The organism is Streptomyces sp. 17_S59, assembly GCF_056930295.1.
Genome location: NZ_JBXOWD010000001.1, coordinates 3,168,383 through 3,185,805 on the forward strand (window position 1 = coordinate 3,168,383; position 17,423 = coordinate 3,185,805).

At 71.4% G+C, this 17,423-nt stretch carries 16 protein-coding genes; 2 read left to right on the top strand and 14 right to left on the bottom strand.

The window, feature by feature from the left end:
• Nucleotides 1-2 precede the first annotated feature (2 nt).
• The 12 genes from nuoL to AC1Z4A_RS14105 form a co-directional block, all read right to left on the bottom strand.
• On the bottom strand, nucleotides 3-1,898 hold the full coding sequence (gene nuoL / locus AC1Z4A_RS14050; RefSeq protein WP_483678832.1) for an NADH-quinone oxidoreductase subunit L: 1,896 nt from the start codon (nucleotides 1,896-1,898) through the stop codon (nucleotides 3-5).
• A 13-nt stretch (nucleotides 1,899-1,911) separates the two neighbouring features.
• On the bottom strand, nucleotides 1,912-2,211 hold the full coding sequence (gene nuoK, locus AC1Z4A_RS14055; protein ID WP_483678834.1) for an NADH-quinone oxidoreductase subunit NuoK: 300 nt from the start codon (nucleotides 2,209-2,211) through the stop codon (nucleotides 1,912-1,914).
• The gene (locus AC1Z4A_RS14060) at nucleotides 2,208-3,032 is read right to left on the bottom strand and encodes an NADH-quinone oxidoreductase subunit J (protein WP_483678837.1); all 825 of its coding nucleotides are present in this window, start codon (nucleotides 3,030-3,032) and stop codon (nucleotides 2,208-2,210) included. Before AC1Z4A_RS14060 ends, nuoK begins: the two co-directional genes overlap by 4 nt.
• The gene (gene nuoI / locus AC1Z4A_RS14065) at nucleotides 3,029-3,649 is read right to left on the bottom strand and encodes an NADH-quinone oxidoreductase subunit NuoI (RefSeq protein ID WP_483678840.1); all 621 of its coding nucleotides are present in this window, start codon (nucleotides 3,647-3,649) and stop codon (nucleotides 3,029-3,031) included. Before nuoI ends, AC1Z4A_RS14060 begins: the two co-directional genes overlap by 4 nt.
• Nucleotides 3,642-5,015 (bottom strand): NADH-quinone oxidoreductase subunit NuoH, encoded by a 1,374-nt coding sequence (gene nuoH / locus AC1Z4A_RS14070; RefSeq protein ID WP_483678842.1) that lies wholly within the window; start codon nucleotides 5,013-5,015, stop codon nucleotides 3,642-3,644. The genes nuoI and nuoH overlap by 8 nt, the downstream gene beginning before the upstream one ends.
• Nucleotides 5,012-7,522, bottom strand: coding sequence for an NADH-quinone oxidoreductase subunit G (locus AC1Z4A_RS14075; protein WP_483678844.1), 2,511 nt, complete (start codon nucleotides 7,520-7,522; stop codon nucleotides 5,012-5,014). Before AC1Z4A_RS14075 ends, nuoH begins: the two co-directional genes overlap by 4 nt.
• Nucleotides 7,519-8,889, bottom strand: coding sequence for an NADH-quinone oxidoreductase subunit NuoF (gene nuoF, locus AC1Z4A_RS14080; RefSeq protein WP_483678845.1), 1,371 nt, complete (start codon nucleotides 8,887-8,889; stop codon nucleotides 7,519-7,521). Before nuoF ends, AC1Z4A_RS14075 begins: the two co-directional genes overlap by 4 nt.
• Nucleotides 8,886-9,635, bottom strand: a complete 750-nt coding sequence (nuoE, locus tag AC1Z4A_RS14085) for an NADH-quinone oxidoreductase subunit NuoE (RefSeq protein ID WP_483683589.1) — start codon at nucleotides 9,633-9,635, stop codon at nucleotides 8,886-8,888. Before nuoE ends, nuoF begins: the two co-directional genes overlap by 4 nt.
• A gap of 106 nt (nucleotides 9,636-9,741) precedes the next feature.
• A complete protein-coding gene (locus AC1Z4A_RS14090; protein WP_483678846.1) occupies nucleotides 9,742-11,064 on the bottom strand; it encodes an NADH-quinone oxidoreductase subunit D in 1,323 nt (440 codons plus the stop codon).
• Nucleotides 11,064-11,828 carry an NADH-quinone oxidoreductase subunit C gene (locus tag AC1Z4A_RS14095; RefSeq protein ID WP_483678848.1) on the bottom strand — a complete coding sequence of 255 codons (765 nt, stop codon included), beginning with the start codon at nucleotides 11,826-11,828 and terminating at the stop codon, nucleotides 11,064-11,066. Before AC1Z4A_RS14095 ends, AC1Z4A_RS14090 begins: the two co-directional genes overlap by 1 nt.
• Nucleotides 11,825-12,379, bottom strand: coding sequence for a NuoB/complex I 20 kDa subunit family protein (locus tag AC1Z4A_RS14100; RefSeq protein WP_483678850.1), 555 nt, complete (start codon nucleotides 12,377-12,379; stop codon nucleotides 11,825-11,827). The genes AC1Z4A_RS14095 and AC1Z4A_RS14100 overlap by 4 nt, the downstream gene beginning before the upstream one ends.
• A gap of 18 nt (nucleotides 12,380-12,397) precedes the next feature.
• Entirely contained in the window at nucleotides 12,398-12,757 is a 360-nt protein-coding gene (locus AC1Z4A_RS14105; RefSeq protein ID WP_483678852.1) for an NADH-quinone oxidoreductase subunit A, read from the bottom strand.
• 749 nt (nucleotides 12,758-13,506) lie between these two features.
• On the opposite strand from AC1Z4A_RS14105, the gene AC1Z4A_RS14110 reads away from it, so the two are divergent.
• Complete coding sequence (locus AC1Z4A_RS14110) at nucleotides 13,507-14,319, top strand: C40 family peptidase (protein ID WP_483683590.1); 813 nt, start codon at nucleotides 13,507-13,509, stop codon at nucleotides 14,317-14,319.
• Nucleotides 14,320-14,679: 360 nt separating this feature from the next.
• A complete protein-coding gene (locus tag AC1Z4A_RS14115) occupies nucleotides 14,680-15,690 on the top strand; it encodes an ArsR/SmtB family transcription factor (protein ID WP_483678854.1) in 1,011 nt (336 codons plus the stop codon).
• 19 nt (nucleotides 15,691-15,709) lie between these two features.
• Here the strand turns inward: AC1Z4A_RS14115 and AC1Z4A_RS14120 are convergent, their stop codons facing one another.
• Both AC1Z4A_RS14120 and AC1Z4A_RS14125 read right to left on the bottom strand, forming a co-directional pair.
• Nucleotides 15,710-16,261: a hypothetical protein gene (locus AC1Z4A_RS14120; RefSeq protein WP_483678857.1), complete on the bottom strand. Its 552-nt coding sequence runs from the start codon at nucleotides 16,259-16,261 to the stop codon at nucleotides 15,710-15,712.
• Between the two features lie 145 nt (nucleotides 16,262-16,406).
• A complete protein-coding gene (locus tag AC1Z4A_RS14125; protein WP_483678859.1) occupies nucleotides 16,407-17,342 on the bottom strand; it encodes a helix-turn-helix domain-containing protein in 936 nt (311 codons plus the stop codon).
• Between the last annotated feature and the right edge of the window lie 81 nt (nucleotides 17,343-17,423).

A 17,423-nucleotide genomic window follows, 5' to 3' on the forward strand; every position in this document is an offset into this window, starting at 1 on the left:
GACTAGACCGCCCTCATCAGCAGGGTCGCGGCGATGAGCACCGCCGCACCGCCGAACATCGAGACCGCGTACGAGCGCGCGAAGCCGTTCTGGAGCCTGCGCATCCGGCCCGACAGCCCGCCCATGGCGGCGGCGGTTCCGTTGACCACGCCGTCGACCAGGGTGTGGTCGACGTAGACCAGGCTGCGGGTGAGGTGCTCGCCGCCGCGCACCAGCACGATGTGGTTGAAGTCGTCCTGGAGCAGGTCCCGGCGGGCGATGCGCACGAGCACCCCGCCGCGCGGGGCCGTGACGGGCACGGGCCTGCGCCCGTACTGCGACCAGGCGAGCGCGACGCCGACGACCAGGACGACCATGGTGGCCGCGGTGACCTGGACGGCGGTGACCGGGGAGTTGCCCTCGGCGTGCCCGGTGACGGGCTCCAGCCACTTGAGGAAGGCGTCGTTGATGCTGAACAGCCCGCCCGCGAGGACCGATCCGACCGCGAGAATGATCATCGGGATGGTCATGACCTTGGGCGACTCGTGCGGGTGGGGCAGCTCGCCGCTTTCGTCGGGCTGCCAGCGCTTCTCGCCGAAGAACGTCAGCAGCATCACCCGCGTCATGTAGTACGCCGTGATGGCCGCGCCCAGCAGGGCCGCCCCGCCCAGGATCCAGCCCTCGGTGCCGCCCTTGGCGAAGGCCGCCTCGATGATCTTGTCCTTGGAGAAGAAGCCGGACAGCCCGGGGAAGCCGATGATGGCCAGGTAGCCCAGGCCGAAGGTGACGAAGGTGACGGGCATGTACGACCGCAGCCCGCCGTAACGCCGCATGTCGACCTCGTCGTTCATGCCGTGCATCACCGAGCCCGCCCCGAGGAAGAGGCCGGCCTTGAAGAAGCCGTGGGTGACCAGGTGCATGATCGCGAAGACGTAGCCGATCGGCCCCAGCCCGGCCGCGAGGACCATGTAGCCGATCTGGGACATCGTCGAGCCCGCGAGGGCCTTCTTGATGTCGTCCTTGGCGCAACCGACGATCGCACCGAAGAGGAGCGTCACCGCGCCCACCGTGACGACCGCGGTCTGCGCGTCGGGCGCCGCGTCGAAGATCGCCCCGGACCGGGTGATCAGATACACCCCGGCGGTCACCATCGTCGCCGCGTGGATGAGCGCGGAGACCGGCGTCGGACCCTCCATCGCGTCCCCGAGCCAGCTCTGGAGCGGGACCTGGGCCGACTTTCCGCAGGCGGCCAGCAGGAGGACGAGCCCGATGGCGGTCAGCTTGCCCTCGCCCGCCTGCTCCGCGTGCTTCAGCACGGGCCCGAAGGCGAAGGTCCCGAAGGTCGTGAACATCAGCATCACGGCGATCGACAGCCCGACGTCGCCGACGCGGTTGACGATGAACGCCTTCTTGGCCGCCGTGGCCGCGCTCGGCTTGTGCTGCCAGAAGCCGATCAGCAGGTACGAGGCGAGGCCGACGCCCTCCCAACCGACGTACAGCAGCAGGTAGTTGTCGGCGAGGACCAGCAGCAGCATCGCGGCGAGGAAGAGGTTGAGAAAACCGAAGAAGCGCCGCTTCCGCTCGTCGCGGGCCATGTAGCCGACCGAGTAGAGGTGGATGAGCGAGCCCACGCCCGTGATCAGCAGCACGAAGGTCATCGACAACTGGTCCAGCTGGAAGCCCACATCCGCGCGGAAGCCGCCGACGGGCACCCAGCTGAAGACGGTCACGCCCAGCTCGCGGTCCTCGGCGCCGCGGCCCAGCATGTCGGCGAAGAGCACCACGCCGAGGACGAAGGACACGGCCGCGCACAGGGTGCCGAGCCACGGCCCGCCGCGGTCGAGCCGGCGGCCGCCGCAGAGCAGCACGCCCGCGCCCAGCAGGGGCGCCAGGACGAGCAGTCCGATGAGATTCTCCACGTCTGCGATCCCCTTACAGCTTCAGCAGGCTGGCGTCGTCGACCGAGGCCGAGTGGCGGGAGCGGAAGATCGTCACGATGATCGCGAGGCCGATGACGACCTCGGCGGCGGCCACGACCATCGTGAAGAAGGCGATGATCTGGCCGTCGAGGTTGCCGTGCATCCGGGAGAAGGTGACGAACGCCAGGTTGCAGGCGTTCAGCATCAGCTCGACGCACATGAAGATGACGATCGCATTCCGGCGGATGAGCACACCGGCGGCGCCGATGGTGAACAACAGGGCAGCCAGATAGAGGTAGTTGACGGGATTCACTTGGCACCCTCCTCCGTACGCCCCTTGTCGCGCTCCAGCCACTCCTGCGACCGCTGCTCCAGCGCCGCCAGGTCGGCGAGCGCCTCGCCCGAGACGTCGCGGATCTGGCCCCGGGCGCGCAGCGTGGCGTTGACGCTCAGCTCGGCCGGGGTGCCGTCGGGCAGCAGGGCGGGGACGTCGACCGCGTTGTGCCGGGCGTAGACGCCGGGCGCGGGGAGCGGGGGCAGCTGCTTGCCGCTGCGGACGCGCTGCTCGGACAGCTCGCGCTGAGTGGCGGCGCGCTCGGTGCGCTCGCGGTGGGTGAGGACCATGGCCCCCACGGCCGCGGTGATGAGCAGGGCGCCGGTGATCTCGAAGGCGAAGACGTACTTGGTGAACAGCAGGGAGGCCAACCCCTGGACGTTCCCGGCCGAGTTGGCCTGGCCGAGCCCGTCGAAGTCGCGCAGCGAGGCGTTGCCGATGCCCGCCATCAGCAGGATGCCGAAGCCCAGCACGCACAGCCCGGCGAGCCACCGCTGGCCCCGGATCGTCTCGCGCAGCGAGTCGGCGGCCGTGACGCCCACCAGCATCACCACGAACAGGAACAGCATCATGATCGCGCCCGTGTAGACGACGATCTGCACGATGCCCAGGAAGTACGCGCCGTTGGCCAGGTAGAAGACCGCCAGGACGATCATCGTCCCGGCGAGCGACAGGGCGCTGTGCACCGCCTTCTTCATCAGCACCGTGCCCAGCGCCCCGGCCGTCGCGACGACGGCCAGCAGCCAGAACTGGACCGCCTCGCCCGTCGACGTCGTCGAGGCGGCGGCGAGACCGCTCATGCCTCCACCTCCTCCGTGTGGTTCTCCTCCGGCTTCTCGCCTTTGGAGACGGCCACTTGGCGGGCCGTTCCCGGTGCGGCGCCGGTCACCAGCCCCCGGTAGTAGTCCTGTTCGGTCATGCCGGGGAAGATGGCGTGCGGGGTGTCGACCATGCCCTCCTCGAGCCCCGCGAGCAGCTGCTCCTTCGTATAGATCAGCGATTCCCGGCTGGCGTCGGCCAGTTCGTACTCGTTGGTCATGGTCAGGGCCCGGGTCGGGCAGGCCTCGACGCACAGGCCGCACAGGATGCAGCGCAGGTAGTTGATCTGGTAGACGCGGCCGTAGCGCTCGCCTGGGGAGTAGCGCTCCTCGTCGGTGTTGTCCGCGCCCTCGACGTAGATCGCATCGGCCGGGCAGGCCCAGGCGCACAGCTCGCAGCCGATGCACTTCTCCAGGCCGTCGGGGTGGCGGTTGAGCTGGTGACGGCCGTGGAAGCGCGGTGCGGTGTGCTTCTTGTACTCCGGGTACTGCTCGGTCAGCCGCTTCTTGAACATGGCCTTGAAGGTCACACCGAAGCCGGCCACGGGATTCTGCCAGGGGGTCCGGGGGGCGTCCCCCCGGGAAGACTCGTCAGGCACCGCCGTCCGCCTCCTTTCCGTCACGCTGAGTATCCACCCCGCCACTGACAATCAGCTCCCGGCCCCCGCGCGGGCCGCGGCGCGGCACCGGGGGCAGGGTCTGGCCGGGCAGCGGCGGCACGGGGAAGCCGCCCGCCATCGGGTCGAACTCGGGCCCGGGGCCCTCGGCCGCCTCCGCCGCGGCCTCGCCGTCCCGGCGGCCGCGCAGGACGTCGGCCACCAGCGACAGCAGGAGGATCGCCAGCACCGCGCCGCCGACGTACAGCACGATGTCCTGGAAGTCGTAGTTCTCGTTCCGCAGGGCGCGCACCGTGGCGACGAGCATCAGCCACACCACCGAGACCGGGATGAGCACCTTCCAGCCCAGCTTCATCAGCTGGTCGTAGCGCACCCGGGGCAGCGTGCCGCGCAGCCAGATGAAGAAGAACAGCAGCAGCTGCACCTTGATGACGAACCACGCCATCGGCCACCAGCCGTGGTTCGCCCCCTCCCAGAAGGAGGAGACGGGGTACGGGGCCCGCCAGCCGCCCAGGAACAGGGTGGTCGCGACCGCCGAGACCGTCACCATGTTCACGTACTCGGCGAGCATGAACATCGCGAACTTGATGGACGAGTACTCGGTGTTGAAGCCGCCGACCAGGTCGCCCTCGGACTCCGGCATGTCGAAGGGGGCCCGGTTGGTCTCGCCCACCATCGTGGCGATGTAGACGAGGAAGGACACCGGCAGCAGCACCACGTACCAGCGGTCGTGCTGGGCCTCGACGATCGTCGAGGTGGACATGGAGCCGGAGTAGAGGAAGACCGAGGCGAAGGCCGCGCCCATCGCGATCTCGTACGAGATCATCTGCGCGCAGGAGCGCAGCCCGCCCAGCAGCGGATAGGTCGAGCCGGACGACCAGCCCGCCAGCACGATGCCGTAGATGCCGACCGAGGCGACCGCGAGGATGTAGAGGACCGCGATCGGCAGGTCGGTGAGCTGCATCGTCGTGCGGTGGCCGAAGACCGAGACCTCGTTGTCCGCCGGGCCGAAGGGGATCACCGCGATGGCCATGAAGGCCGGGATCGCGGCGACGATCGGCGCGAGGACGTAGACGACCTTGTCGGCGCGCCGGACGACCACGTCCTCCTTCAGCATCAGCTTGACGCCGTCGGCCAGCGACTGCAGCAGGCCCCAGGGGCCGTGCCGGTTGGGGCCGATGCGCAGCTGCATCCAGGCGACGACCTTGCGCTCCCAGACGATCGAGAAGAGCACGGTCAGCATGAGGAAGGCGAAGCAGAAGACCGCCTTGATGACGACCAGCCACCACGGGTCCCCGCCGAACACCGACAAGTCCTCCGCGGCCAGTTGCCGCAGTGCAGGGCTCACGAGCGCACCTCCGGTCCCTCGGGCCCGGCGTCCGCCGCGGCCGCCGCCCCGATCCGTACCAGCTCTCCCGGCCGCGCCCCGAGGCCGGAGACGGCGCCGCCGCCGGCCGAGTTCAGCGGCAGCCACACCACGCGGTCCGGCATCGGGGTGATCCGCAGCGGCAGCCGGACCGTGCCCGCGGGCCCGGTCACGGCGAGGACGTCGCCCTCGGCCACCCCGGCCTCGGCGGCCGTGGCCGCCGAGACGCGGGCGAGCACCGGGTGACGGGTGCCGGCCAGCGCGTCGTCGCCGTCCTGGAGCCGGCCGAGGTCGAGCAGCATCCGGTGCCCCGCGAGCACCGCCTCGCCCGGCTCGGGGCGGGGCAGCGGCCGGCCGGGCTCCGCCGGATCGGCGGCCCGCTCGCCGCGCCACCGGCCCAGCCGCGCCAACTCGGCGCGCGCCGCCGGGACATCGGGCAGCCCCAGCCGCACGTCCATCGCGTCGGCGAGCATGTCCAGCACCCGGCCGTCCGGCAGGACGTGCCGCCTCAGCAGCTGGTCGGGCTTGAGCGCGGCCTCGAACGGCCGTGCCCGGCCCTCCCAGTTGAGGAACGTGCCGGACTTCTCCACGGCCGCGGCGACCGGCAGCACCACGTCCGCCCGGTCCGTCACCTCGCTCGGCCGCTGTTCGAGGCTCACCAGGAAGCCGACCGCGGCCAGCGCCTCCCGGGCCCGCGCCGGGTCCGGGAGGTCCGCGACCTCCACCCCGCCCACGAGCAGGGCGCCCAGCTCCCCGGTGGCCGCCGCCTCGACGATCTGACCGGTGTCCCGCCCGGGGCTGCACGGCAGTTCGGGCAGGCCCCAGGCCGTGGCCGTCTCCTCGCGGGCCCGCGGGTCCGTGGCGGGCCGCCCGCCGGGCAGCAGCCCGGGCAGGGCGCCCGCCTCCAGCGCCCCGCGCTCGCCCGCCCGGCGCGGGATCCACACCAGCGCCGCGCCCGTGGCGTCGGCCGTCGTCGCGGCCGCCGTGAGCGCCCCCGGCACGCCTGCCAGCCGCTCGCCGACGACGATCACCGCGCCCTCGGCGCGCAGCGCCTCGGCCGTGGCCCGGCCGGTCGCGTCCAGCCCCGAGGAACCGGCCAGCGCCCGCAGCCACTCGGTCTCCGTGCCGGGTGCGGCGGGCAGCAGCGTGCCGCCGGCCTTGGCCAGGCCCGGGGTGGCGTGCGTGGCCAGCGCGAAGACGCGCTGTCCGCGCTTGCGCCAGGCCTTGCGCAGCCGCAGGAAGACGCCGGGCGCCTCCTCTTCGGCCTCGATGCCCACCAGCAGCACCGCCGGGGCCTGTTCGAGTGCCGTGTACGTGACGCCCGTACCGTCGATGTCCCGGCCGCGGCCGGCCACGCGCGCGGCGAGGAAGTCCGCCTCCTCACCGCTGTGCACCCGCGCCCGGAAGTCCACGTCGTGCGTGTCGAGGGCGACCCGCGCGAACTTGGCGTAGGCGTACGCGTCCTCGACCGTGAGCCGCCCGCCCGCGAGCACCCCGGCCCGGCCGCGCGCCGCCGCCAGCCCGCCGGCCGCCGCCGCCAGCGCGTCCGGCCAGCTGGCCGGCTCCAGCACGCCCTCCTCGTTCCGCACGAGCGGGGTCTCCAGTCGCTCCGGCCGCTGGGCGTAGCGGAACGCGAAGCGCCCCTTGTCGCACACCCACTCCTCGTTGACCTCCGGGTCCTCCGCGGCCAGCCGGCGCATCACCTTGCCGCGCCGGTGGTCCGTGCGCAGGGCGCAGCCGCCCGCGCAGTGCTCGCACACCGACGGCGAGGAGACGAGGTCGAAGGGCCGGGCGCGGAATCGGTACGCCGCCGAGGTCAGCGCCCCCACCGGGCAGATCTGGATGGTGTTCCCGGAGAAGTAGGACAGGAAGGGCTCGCCCTCGCCCGTGCCCACCTGCTCCAGCGCGCCGCGCTCCAGCAGGTCGATCATGGGGTCGCCCGCGATCTCGGCGGAGAAGCGGGTGCAGCGCGCGCAGAGCACGCACCGCTCGCGGTCCAGCAGGATCTGCGGGGAGATCGCGATCGGCTTCTCGTAGGTGCGCTTGCGGCCCTCGAAGCGGGACTCGGCCTGCCCGGCGCTCATGGCCTGGTTCTGCAGGGGGCACTCGCCGCCCTTGTCGCAGACCGGGCAGTCGAGCGGGTGGTTGATCAGCAGCAGCTCCATCACGCCGCGCTGCGCCTTCTCGGCCACGGGGGAGGTGAGCTGGGTCTTCACCACCATGCCGTCCGTGCAGGTGATCGTGCAGGACGCCATCGGCTTGCGCTGGCCCTCGACCTCGACGATGCACTGGCGGCAGGCGCCGGCCGGGTCCAGCAGGGGGTGGTCGCAGAAGCGCGGGATCTCGATGCCCAGCAGCTCGGCCGCCCGGATGACGAGCGTGCCCTTCGGCACGGAGATCTGGATGCCGTCGATGGTGACGGACACCAGGTCCTCCGGCGGTACGGCCGCGTTCCCTCCTCCGGAGGGGGCGGACGTGGCGACTGTCATGCGTTCACCCCCAGGTGAGCGTGCTGGTTGTTGGCGGGACCGTCGGCCCACACCGTCGACTTGGCGGGGTCGAAGGGGCAGCCCTTGCCCTTGACGTGCTGCTCGTACTCGGCGCGGAAGTACTTCAGCGAGGAGAAGATCGGGCTCGCCGCGCCGTCGCCGAGGGCGCAGAAGGACTTGCCGTTGATGTTGTCTGCAATGTCGTTGATCTTGTCGAGGTCGGTCATGCGGCCCCGGCCCGCCTCGATGTCGCGCATCAACTGGACGAGCCAGTGGGTGCCTTCGCGGCAGGGCGTGCACTTGCCGCAGGACTCGTGGGCGTAGAACTCGGTCCAGCGCGTGACGGCGCGCACGACGCACGTCGTCTCGTCGAAGCACTGGAGCGCCTTGGTGCCGAGCATCGATCCGGCGGCGCCCACGGCCTCGTAGTCGAGCGGCACGTCCAGGTGCTCGTCGGTCAGCAGCGGGGTCGAAGAACCGCCGGGCGTCCAGAACTTGAGCCGGTGGCCGGGGCGCATGCCGCCGCTCATGCCCAGCAGCTGGCCCAGCGTGATGCCCAGCGGGGCCTCGTACTGGCCGGGGTTGGCGACGTGGCCGCTGAGTGAGTACAGCGTGAAGCCCGGGGACTTCTCGCTGCCCATCGAACGGAACCAGTCCTTGCCCTTGTTGAGGATCGCGGGAACCGAGGCGATGGACTCGACGTTGTTCACCACAGTGGGGCAGGCGTAGAGGCCGGCGACCGCGGGGAAGGGGGGGCGCAGCCGGGGCTGGCCGCGGCGGCCCTCGAGCGAGTCGAGCAGGGCCGTCTCCTCGCCGCAGATGTAGGCGCCCGCCCCCGCGTGCACGGTGACGTCGAGGTCGAGCCCGCTGCCCAGGATGTTCCGGCCGAGGTAGCCCGCCGCGTACGCCTCGCGCACGGCCTCGTGCAGGCGGCGCAGCACGGGGACGGTCTCGCCGCGCAGATAGATGAAGGCGCGGTCGGAGCGGATCGCGTAGCAGGCGATCACCATTCCCTCGACGAGGGAGTGGGGGTTGGCGAAGAGAAGGGGGATGTCCTTGCAGGTACCGGGCTCGGACTCGTCGGCGTTGACGACGAGGTAGTGCGGCTTGCCGTCGCCCTGCGGGATGAACTGCCACTTCATCCCGGTCGGGAAGCCGGCGCCGCCGCGGCCGCGCAGACCTGAGTCCTTGACGTAGCCGATGACGTCGTCGGGCGTCATGGCGAGGGCCTTGCGCAGGCCCTGGTATCCCTCGTGCCGGAGGTAGGTCTCCAGCGTCCAGGAACGGGGCTCGTCCCAGAAGGCGCTGAGGACCGGGGAGAGCAGCTTCTCGGGGCTGGTCTCGTGGATGGCTGGCGCCATGGTCATCCCTCCCCCTCCTCGGGTGTCTGCTGCGGCTCGTCACCGGCGTCCGGGGCGGGGGCCGCCCGCGGGGGCCCGACCCGGGCCGGGCCGCCCTCGCCCCTGGCCAGCCGCAGCCCGGCCAGCGAGGCGGGTCCGGCGCCGCCGCTCGCCTCGACCGCGCCCGGCCGCTCGTCGGGGAAGCCCGCCAGGATGCGGGCCGTCTCCCGGTAGGTGCACAGGGGGGCGCCGCGCGTGGGGCTGACGGGGCGGCCGGCGCGCAGCTCGTCGACGAGCGCGACGGCGCTCTCGACGGTCTGGTTGTCGAAGAACTCCCAGTTGACCATCACCACGGGGGCGTAGTCGCAGGCCGCGTTGCACTCGATGTGCTCCAGGGTGACCTTGCCGTCGGCGGTGGTCTCGCCGTTGCCGACGCCCAGGTGCTGCTTGAGCGCGTCGAAGATCGCGTCGCCGCCCAGCACCGCGCACAGGGTGTTGGTGCAGACGCCCACCTGGTAGTCGCCGCCCGGCCTGCGCCGGTACATGGTGTAGAAGGTGGCGACCGCGGTGGCCTCGGCGGTGGTGAGGCCGAGCAGCCCGGCGCAGAAGCGGATGCCGGTGCGGGAGACGTGCCCCTCCTCGGCCTGCACCAGGTGCAGCAGCGGCAGCAGGGCGCTGCGGCTGTCGGGATAGCGGGCGATCACCTCCTTGGCGTCCGCCTCCAGCCGGGCGCGCACGTCGGCGGGGTAGTCCGGGGCGGGGAGCTGAGGCATCCCCAGGTCGACATCGCTCACCTTTGCTCCTTCGCTTCTCCGCCCGCGCGGCGCAGAGGTGCGGCTTTCGCGGTCTTCTGCAGCCCGGCGGCCGCGCGTGCGACGCTCACCGGTCCACGCCTCCCATCACAGGATCGATCGATGCAACAGCGACGATCACGTCGGCGACCATGCCGCCTTCGCACATCGCCGCCACCGACTGGAGGTTGGTGAAGGACGGGTCGCGGAAGTGGACCCGGTAGGGGCGGGTGCCGCCGTCGCTGACCATGTGCACGCCCAGCTCCCCCTTGGGGGACTCCACGGCCGTGTAAGCCTGGCCGGGCGGCACCCGGAAGCCCTCGGTCACCAGCTTGAAGTGGTGGATCAGGGCCTCCATCGAGGTGCCCATGATCTTCTTGATGTGATCGAGGGAGTTGCCGAGCCCGTCCGGGCCGAGGGCCAGCTGCGCGGGCCAGGCGATCTTCTTGTCGGCGACCATGACCGGCCCGGGCTGGAGCCGGTCCAGGCACTGCTCGACGATGCGCAGCGACTGGCGCATCTCCTCGATCCGGATCAGGAACCGGCCGTAGGCGTCGCATGTGTCGGCGGTCGCGACCTCGAAGTCGTAGTTCTCGTAGCCGCAGTAGGGCTGGGCCTTGCGCAGGTCGTGCGGCAGGCCGGTGGCGCGCAGTATGGGCCCGGTGATGCCGAGGGCCATGCAGCCGGTGAGGTCGAGGTGGCCGATGTGCTGCAAGCGGCCCTTGAAGATGGGGTTCCCCGTGGCGAGCTTGTCGTACTCGGGGAGGTTCCGGCGCATCTTCTTCACGAACTCGCGCACCTGGTCCACCGCGCCGGGCGGCAGGTCCTGGGCGAGCCCGCCCGGCCGTACGTAGGCGTGGTTCATACGCAGGCCGGTGATCAGCTCGAAGATGTCGAGGACGAGTTCGCGGTCCCGGAAGCCGTAGATCATGATCGTGGTGGCGCCCAGCTCCATGCCGCCGGTGGCGATGGCCACCAGGTGGGAGGAGATGCGGTTCAGCTCCATGAGCATGACCCGGACGACGGAGGCCCGGTCGGGGATCTGGTCCTCGATGCCCAGGAGCTTCTCGACGCCCAGGCAGTACGCCGTCTCGTTGAAGAACGGCGTCAGGTAGTCCATGCGCGTGACGAAGGTGGTGCCCTGGGTCCAGTTCCGGAATTCGAGGTTCTTCTCGATGCCGGTGTGGAGGTAGCCGATGCCGCAGCGCGCCTCGGTGACCGTCTCGCCGTCGATCTCCAGGATCAGCCGGAGCACCCCGTGGGTGGAGGGGTGCTGGGGGCCCATGTTGACGACGATGCGCTCGTCGTCGGCCTGCTCGGCGGCGGCGGTGATCTCGTCCCAGTCGCCGCCGGTGACGGTGTAGACGGTGCCCTCGGTGGTCTCGCGGGGGCCGGTGCCGGGTGTCGCCATCAGGAGTAGGACCTCCGCTGGTCCGGAGCCGGGATCTGGGCGCCCTTGTACTCGACGGGGATGCCGCCGAGGGGGTAGTCCTTGCGCTGCGGGAAGCCCTGCCAGTCGTCGGGCATCATGATCCGGGTGAGCGCCGGATGGCCGTCGAAGACGATCCCGAAGAAGTCGTAGGTCTCCCGCTCGTGCCAGTCGTTGGTCGGGTAGACCTCGACGACCGACGGGATGTGCGGGTCGCCGTCCGGGGCGCTCACCTCCAGCCGGACCAGCCGGTTGTGGGTGATCGAGCGCAGGTGGTAGACCGCGTGCAGCTCGCGCCCCTTGTCGCCGGGGAGGTGCACGCCGCTGACGCCCGTGCACAGCTCGAAGCGGAGGGCGGGCTCGTCGCGCAGGGTGCGGGCGACGCGCGGCAGGTGCTCCCGGGCGATGTGGAAGGTCAGCTCGCCGCGGTCGACGACGGTCTTCTCGATGGCGTTCTGCGGCAGCAGCCCCTGCTCCTCGAGGGCGCCCTCCAGCTCGTCCGCCACCTCGTCGAACCAGCCGCCGTACGGGCGGGCGGCCTCGCCCGGCAGCCGTACGGTTCTGACGAGCCGTCCGTAGCCGGTGGTGTCGCCGCCGTTCCGGGCGCCGAACATGCCGTGCCGGACGTCGATGACCTCGCCGTGGTCGAGGCGCTGGCCGGGGAGGCGCTGGGCGTCGAGGTCCTTGTCGGGGTTGACGCCGTTGGGGCCCTTGGGGAGCGGGCCGTCGGGCTTGGGCTCGGTCACTGGAGCAGCCCCTTCATCTCGATGAGCGGCAGGGCCTTCAGCGCGGCCCGCTCCGCCTCGCGCTCCGCCTCCTCGCGCTGCACGCCGAGCTTCTCGTGCTGGATCTTCTTGTGGAGCTTGATGATCGCGTCGAGCAGCATCTCGGGGCGGGGCGGACAGCCGGGCAGATAGATGTCGACCGGCACGATGTGGTCGACGCCCTGCACGATCGCGTAGTTGTTGAACATGCCGCCCGTCGACGCGCAGACGCCCATCGAGATCACCCACTTGGGGTTGGGCATCTGGTCGTAGACCTGCCGCAGGACGGGCGCCATCTTCTGGCTGACCCGCCCGGCCACGATCATCAGATCGGCCTGCCGGGGCGAGCCCCGGAAGACCTCCATGCCGAAGCGGGCCATGTCGTAGCGGCCGGCGCCGGCGGTCATCATCTCGATGGCGCAGCAGGCCAGGCCGAAGGTCGCGGGGAAGACGGACGCCTTGCGCACCCAGCCCGCGGCCTGTTCGACGGTGGTCAGCAGGAAGCCGCTGGGCAGCTTCTCCTCGAGTCCCATGCGCAGTGCCCCCTTCAATCAGTCCCAGTCCAGGCCGCCGCGCCGCCACACATAGGCGTACGCGACGAAGACGGTGAGCACGAAGAGGAGCATCTCCACGAGCCCGAACAGCCCGAGGGAGTCGAAGGTGACCGCCCAGGGGTAGAGGAAGACGACCTCGATGTCGAAGACGATGAAGAGCATCGCCGTCAGGTAGTACTTGATCGGAAAGCGCCCGCCGCCGGCCGGATGCGGGGTGGGCTCGATGCCGCACTCGTAGGCCTCGAGCTTGGCGCGGTTGTAGCGCTTGGGCCCGACGAGCGATGCCATGACCACGGAGAAGATCGCGAAGCCTGCACCGAGGGCTCCCAGTACGAGGATGGGCGCATAGGCGTTCACCGCTCCTCGCTCCTTCCAGTCTGTCGACGCTGACTGCTGGCTGACCGGACCCGGCGGCGGGCGCTCCGCCTCGTGCGGGCGGGCGCCGCGCGGACGCCGCGAAGATCGCCAACATGTGAGGCAGTTCACAAGCCCGGGTCGACTGCATCCTATGCCCGTCGGTCTGTGATCTGCGACACGGCGTACGTCACCGTGTTTGTGATCTCTGCCACCTGACGAAGGATCATTAAGTCGGATGAGCGGTGATCTTCACACGCGAAGCGGTCGAGTGATCACCAGAGGTGACATTCGGAGGGGGAAGCGCTGGTCGGAGGCGGTGATCCATTATCAAGCCATGCGATGTTCAAGCAAATTGGTGTGATCGTCCGTCAACTGGTAAAGGAACGCCACTCGCTGAGGCGACACCCGTCGGCGGGCCGGCCGCCCCCGCCGCACGGTCGCTCCGCGCTTTCCTTCACGAGTACGCGGACGGGATGGGCGTTGCGTGAGTTGCGCCACGCGCCGAGAGGTTCGGCGTCCGGTTTTGCTGGGTAGCCTCGACGCGCGGACCGTAAAGGTGATAAGACGCCTGCCGGAGCGTCAGTCAGGGTCAAACGCCGTGCTGAGGCGCCTGATCGAGCCATCGGGGCGCATTGACGCCGTGACCCGCCCGTGATCAAAAAGCGCACATTCTGAGCATGTTCACGTCAGATGTGGCGCACGTCACCCTTCTTGAACTCGACATGCGCGTACTGGTAGTCCGTTGTCCCATGTCCCCGAACGCGCACATAACCAGCCACCGGAAGCCTCGCCGCAGCGCGACCCAGTCCTGGGTCGTCCGCACGGGTGTTGCCGGTGGCGTCCTCAGCACCCTGGCCGTGGCCGGCGCCGGTTCGGCGTCCGCCAGCGCCGCCGAGAAGCCCGCCGAGGCGACCGCGGAGATGCCCGCGTTCAACGCGGCGCTCGGCGACTCCATTGCGCAGAGCGCGGCCGCCACGCAGCAGACGGCGGACGACTACCAGATCAGCGCGCACGTGGACGAGGCGGTCAGCCAGGCCCGGACCGACGCCAAGAAGGTCAAGGAAGAGGCCGAGCGCAAGGCCGAGGCGGAGCGCAAGGCCGCCGAGGCCGAGGCCAAGAAGCAGCGCCAGGCGGAGGAGGCCCGCGCCTCCCGCAGCTCCGACCGCACCTCGCTCGGCACCGTCAGCACCAAGTCGACTGCCGCGACGGGCAACGCCGCCACCCTGGTCTCCTTCCTCCAGGCCCAGGTCGGCAAGGCGTATGTGATGGGCTCCACCGGCCCGTCCGCCTACGACTGCTCCGGCCTGGTCATGGCCGCGTACAGCCAGATCGGCATCGACCTGCCGCGTGTCTCCCAGGACCAGTCGACGGCCGGCACCCAGGTGGGCCTCGGCAACCTCCAGGTCGGCGACGTCCTCTACTGGGGCTCCGCCGGCAGCGCGTACCACGTCGCCGTCTACATCGGCGGCGGCAAGTTCATCGGTGCCCAGAACCCCAGCACGGGCATCGTCGAGCGCGACCTCAGCTACTCCCCGCCGACGGGTGCCGTCCGCGTCCTCTGACGCCGGACCCCACCCGGCTGCGCGAGCCGCGCAGCACGGACAGCCCGAAGGGCCGCCGCTTCCCCCGCTCGGAACGGCGGCCCTTCGGTTTCCCCCGCTTCCCCCCGTTCTCCCCCGTATCCCCCGTGTTTCCCCCGTTCCCCCCGTACACCGGCCACCCGCTGACGCGGGCTTGCACCCGGGTGCCCACCCCCGTACTTGCCTGGGCGCCCGGATCCCCCGTGCCGGTACCTGGAGTCTGCGACTCCTGACCCCCTTCGCACAAACCCCTTCGGCCCGGGTCGAATTCGGGCGCACGAAGGGGTGAAGATGTCCGGAAGCGCGTAGTCTTCCCTCGCTGTGGCGGGTTACGTTCGGGCCATGGCGATACGCATCCATTTCGGCCCCGAGGACCTCGGGCGGGTGCGTCTGTCCCCCGCCCCTGACCCACTGGCGGAGGCGACGCTCAGCCTTCCACTGCTGCAGAGTTCCGGCCAGGGCGGAATCGCCCTCGACGGCTGGCGCCAGCGCACGCGCCGCGGGCTCACCCCGGCGGTCCGCCCGCTGTTCGAGCTGGCGCCGCCCGGTCTGGGCGGATACCTCCCCGAGGCGTTCGTCAGGATCCAGGGCGCGGCCTCGCTGGCGGAGAGCCTCCAGGCCACCTGGGACCTGCCGTCCTGCGTCTGGGCGTCGGAGCTGGCCGTGGCCGAGGAGTTCCGGCCGTCCGTGCCCGACTGGTTCACGGCGCTGCACACCGGCGACACCGAGGCGGCGCAGGTCGTCGGCCAGGCGTTCCACTCCTACTACGACACCGCCCTCGCGCCCTACTGGTCGCAGATCACCGCCTGCGTCCAGGCCGACCGCACCCGCCGGGCGAGGATCAGCGCCGAGCAGGGCGTGGAGCAGCTGCTCGCCACGCTCCACCCGAGCCTGCGCTGGGAGCCGCCCGTCCTGCACAAGATCTGCCGCTGGGACGCGGACATCCGGCTGCACGGGCGCGGTCTGCTGCTCATCCCCACGTTCTTCCAGACCACCACGACCATCCGCGGCGACAGCCCGGAGGACGAGATCGCGGGCGGGCCGCTGGAGCTGCGCTATCCGGTGGCCCTCGAGCTGACCACCTACCAGTCGGTGCTGACCCCGCCGGACCGGGGCCAGTTCTCCCAGCTCGTCGCGCTGCTCGGGCGGACCCGCGCCCGCGTCCTCGACGCGGCGGCCGCGGGCGGCAGCACCAACCAGCTCGCCCGGCGCGCGGGCGTCTCCCCGGCCTCGGCCAGCGAGCACGCGACGGTGCTGCGCGAGGCGGGCCTGGTCGCCACGCGGCGCACGGGCCCGTCGGTGCACCACACGCTGACGCCGCTGGGCCAGGCGCTGCTCAACGGGGTCGGCTAGGGCGCGGCCAAGGGGCCTGTCACCGCGAGCAGTTGAGGGGGGCGTTGCCCTTGTCGACGGTGCAGGTGTTCCTGCCCTCGCCGCCGTCGACGGTGCCGCGGTTGTCGGCCACGTGAATGCTGTCGTCGCCCGGGCCGCCGCGGACCGCCCCCGTGCTCGTCATCATGCCCTTGACGTCCATGGTGTCGACGCCCGCCTGCCCGTCGAGGCTCCCCTCCAGCACGCCGGTCTCGGCGAGCGTGACGTGGTCGTCGCCGTCCCCGGCCCGGACCTGTCCGTCCACGTGCCCGGTGAGGGTGATCGTGTCGTTGCCGCCCCGGCCCTCGATGACGGTGTCGGCGGGGACGTCGTTGCAGATGATCGTGTCGTTCTGCGGGGTCCCGTCGATGGCCGTCCCGGTGACGTCGGCGCCGTTGACCGTGCACGTGGTGATGGCGCGCCCGGGGGACGCGGCAGCCGCCGCCACGAGCCCGGCGGCGGGCAGCGAGAGCACCGCGGCCACGACCGCGAGGCGGACCACGCGGGGGTGCGGGGTGCAGGTGATCCGGGGGAGCCATTGGGGGTGCGGCATCTGCCAATTCCCTTCGTACGGGGGTGTTTCCGGGCCCGTTGCCTACATAACGGACCATTGGGATACCTCCCCCGAAAAACCGTAAGGCAGGCAACGCACCGGCCACACAAAGGGGTGATTCCGGCAGAGCCTCCGGCCGGGCCCCTCAGGCGGGCACGGCCCGGTCGCCCGCTGCACGGAGCTGCGCGCCCAGGGCGGCGTGAAGCCAGTCGTGGGCGGCGCCCGCGGTGGTGTGCGAGGGGCCGAAGAGCTGGGCGGCGAGCTGCCAGTAGTCGTCGATCCGGGGGGCCGCGGCGAGTTGGGCGTCGAGTGTGCGGCGGAAGTCCGGGGTGTCGCGCGCTCCGCAGGAGCGGGCGTAGACGGCCACGAAGCAGTCGAGCGCCTCGCCCTCGCGCGGCGGCCGCCGGGCCCGCAGCTCCCGCGCCGCCAGCGCGAAGGCCTCGTGGAGGCCGTCGTAGAGCACGGCCGGACGGTAGCCGAGGCATGCCTGGTGCGCGGCGGGCTGGTATCGGTCGAGGCCGGAGGTGCAGGGGCCGGAGACGAGGGCGTGCAGCCGGGCGAAGGCCAGGGCCTGGGCCGGGGTCGGGTCGTCGGGGGGCTGCGGGACCGCCTGGTCGAGGACGCCGGAGAGCACCCGGGCCGGCATTCGCGGGGGCAGCCAGAGCCGCCAGAAGCGCATCATCGGGGCCGTGCTGGGCGGGACGGTCATGGCGCCGATCAGGCTCAGCCGCTCGGCGCGCTCCTCGGCGGTGCAGCCCTGGAGCAGCCGGAGGGCCGCCTCCTGCCAGCGCAGGGCGGTCAGCCGCGAGCCGAGCTGCTGCAGCCGGCCCGCGACGAGGTCCTCCAGGTCGTCCTCCCCTTCCAGGACCCGGCTGACGTCCGGCACCGGGAGGTCGAGCGTGCGCAGCGAGCGGATCAGCCGCAGCCGGTCCAGCGCCTCGGGCCCGTACCGGCGGTGTCCCCCGGCGCTGCGGGACGCCTCGGGCAGCAGGCCGCGGTCCGAGTAGAAGCGGACCGTCTTGACGGTGGCTCCCGCACGCTCGGCGAGTTCGCCGATGCTCCAACTGCCGTCACCGGCCACGACTTGAACCTCCCTCAGGGGGAGTTCCTAGCCTACCGGCGAGCAAGCACGGCCCGGCGGGCCGGGCCTGCGGACCGAGGC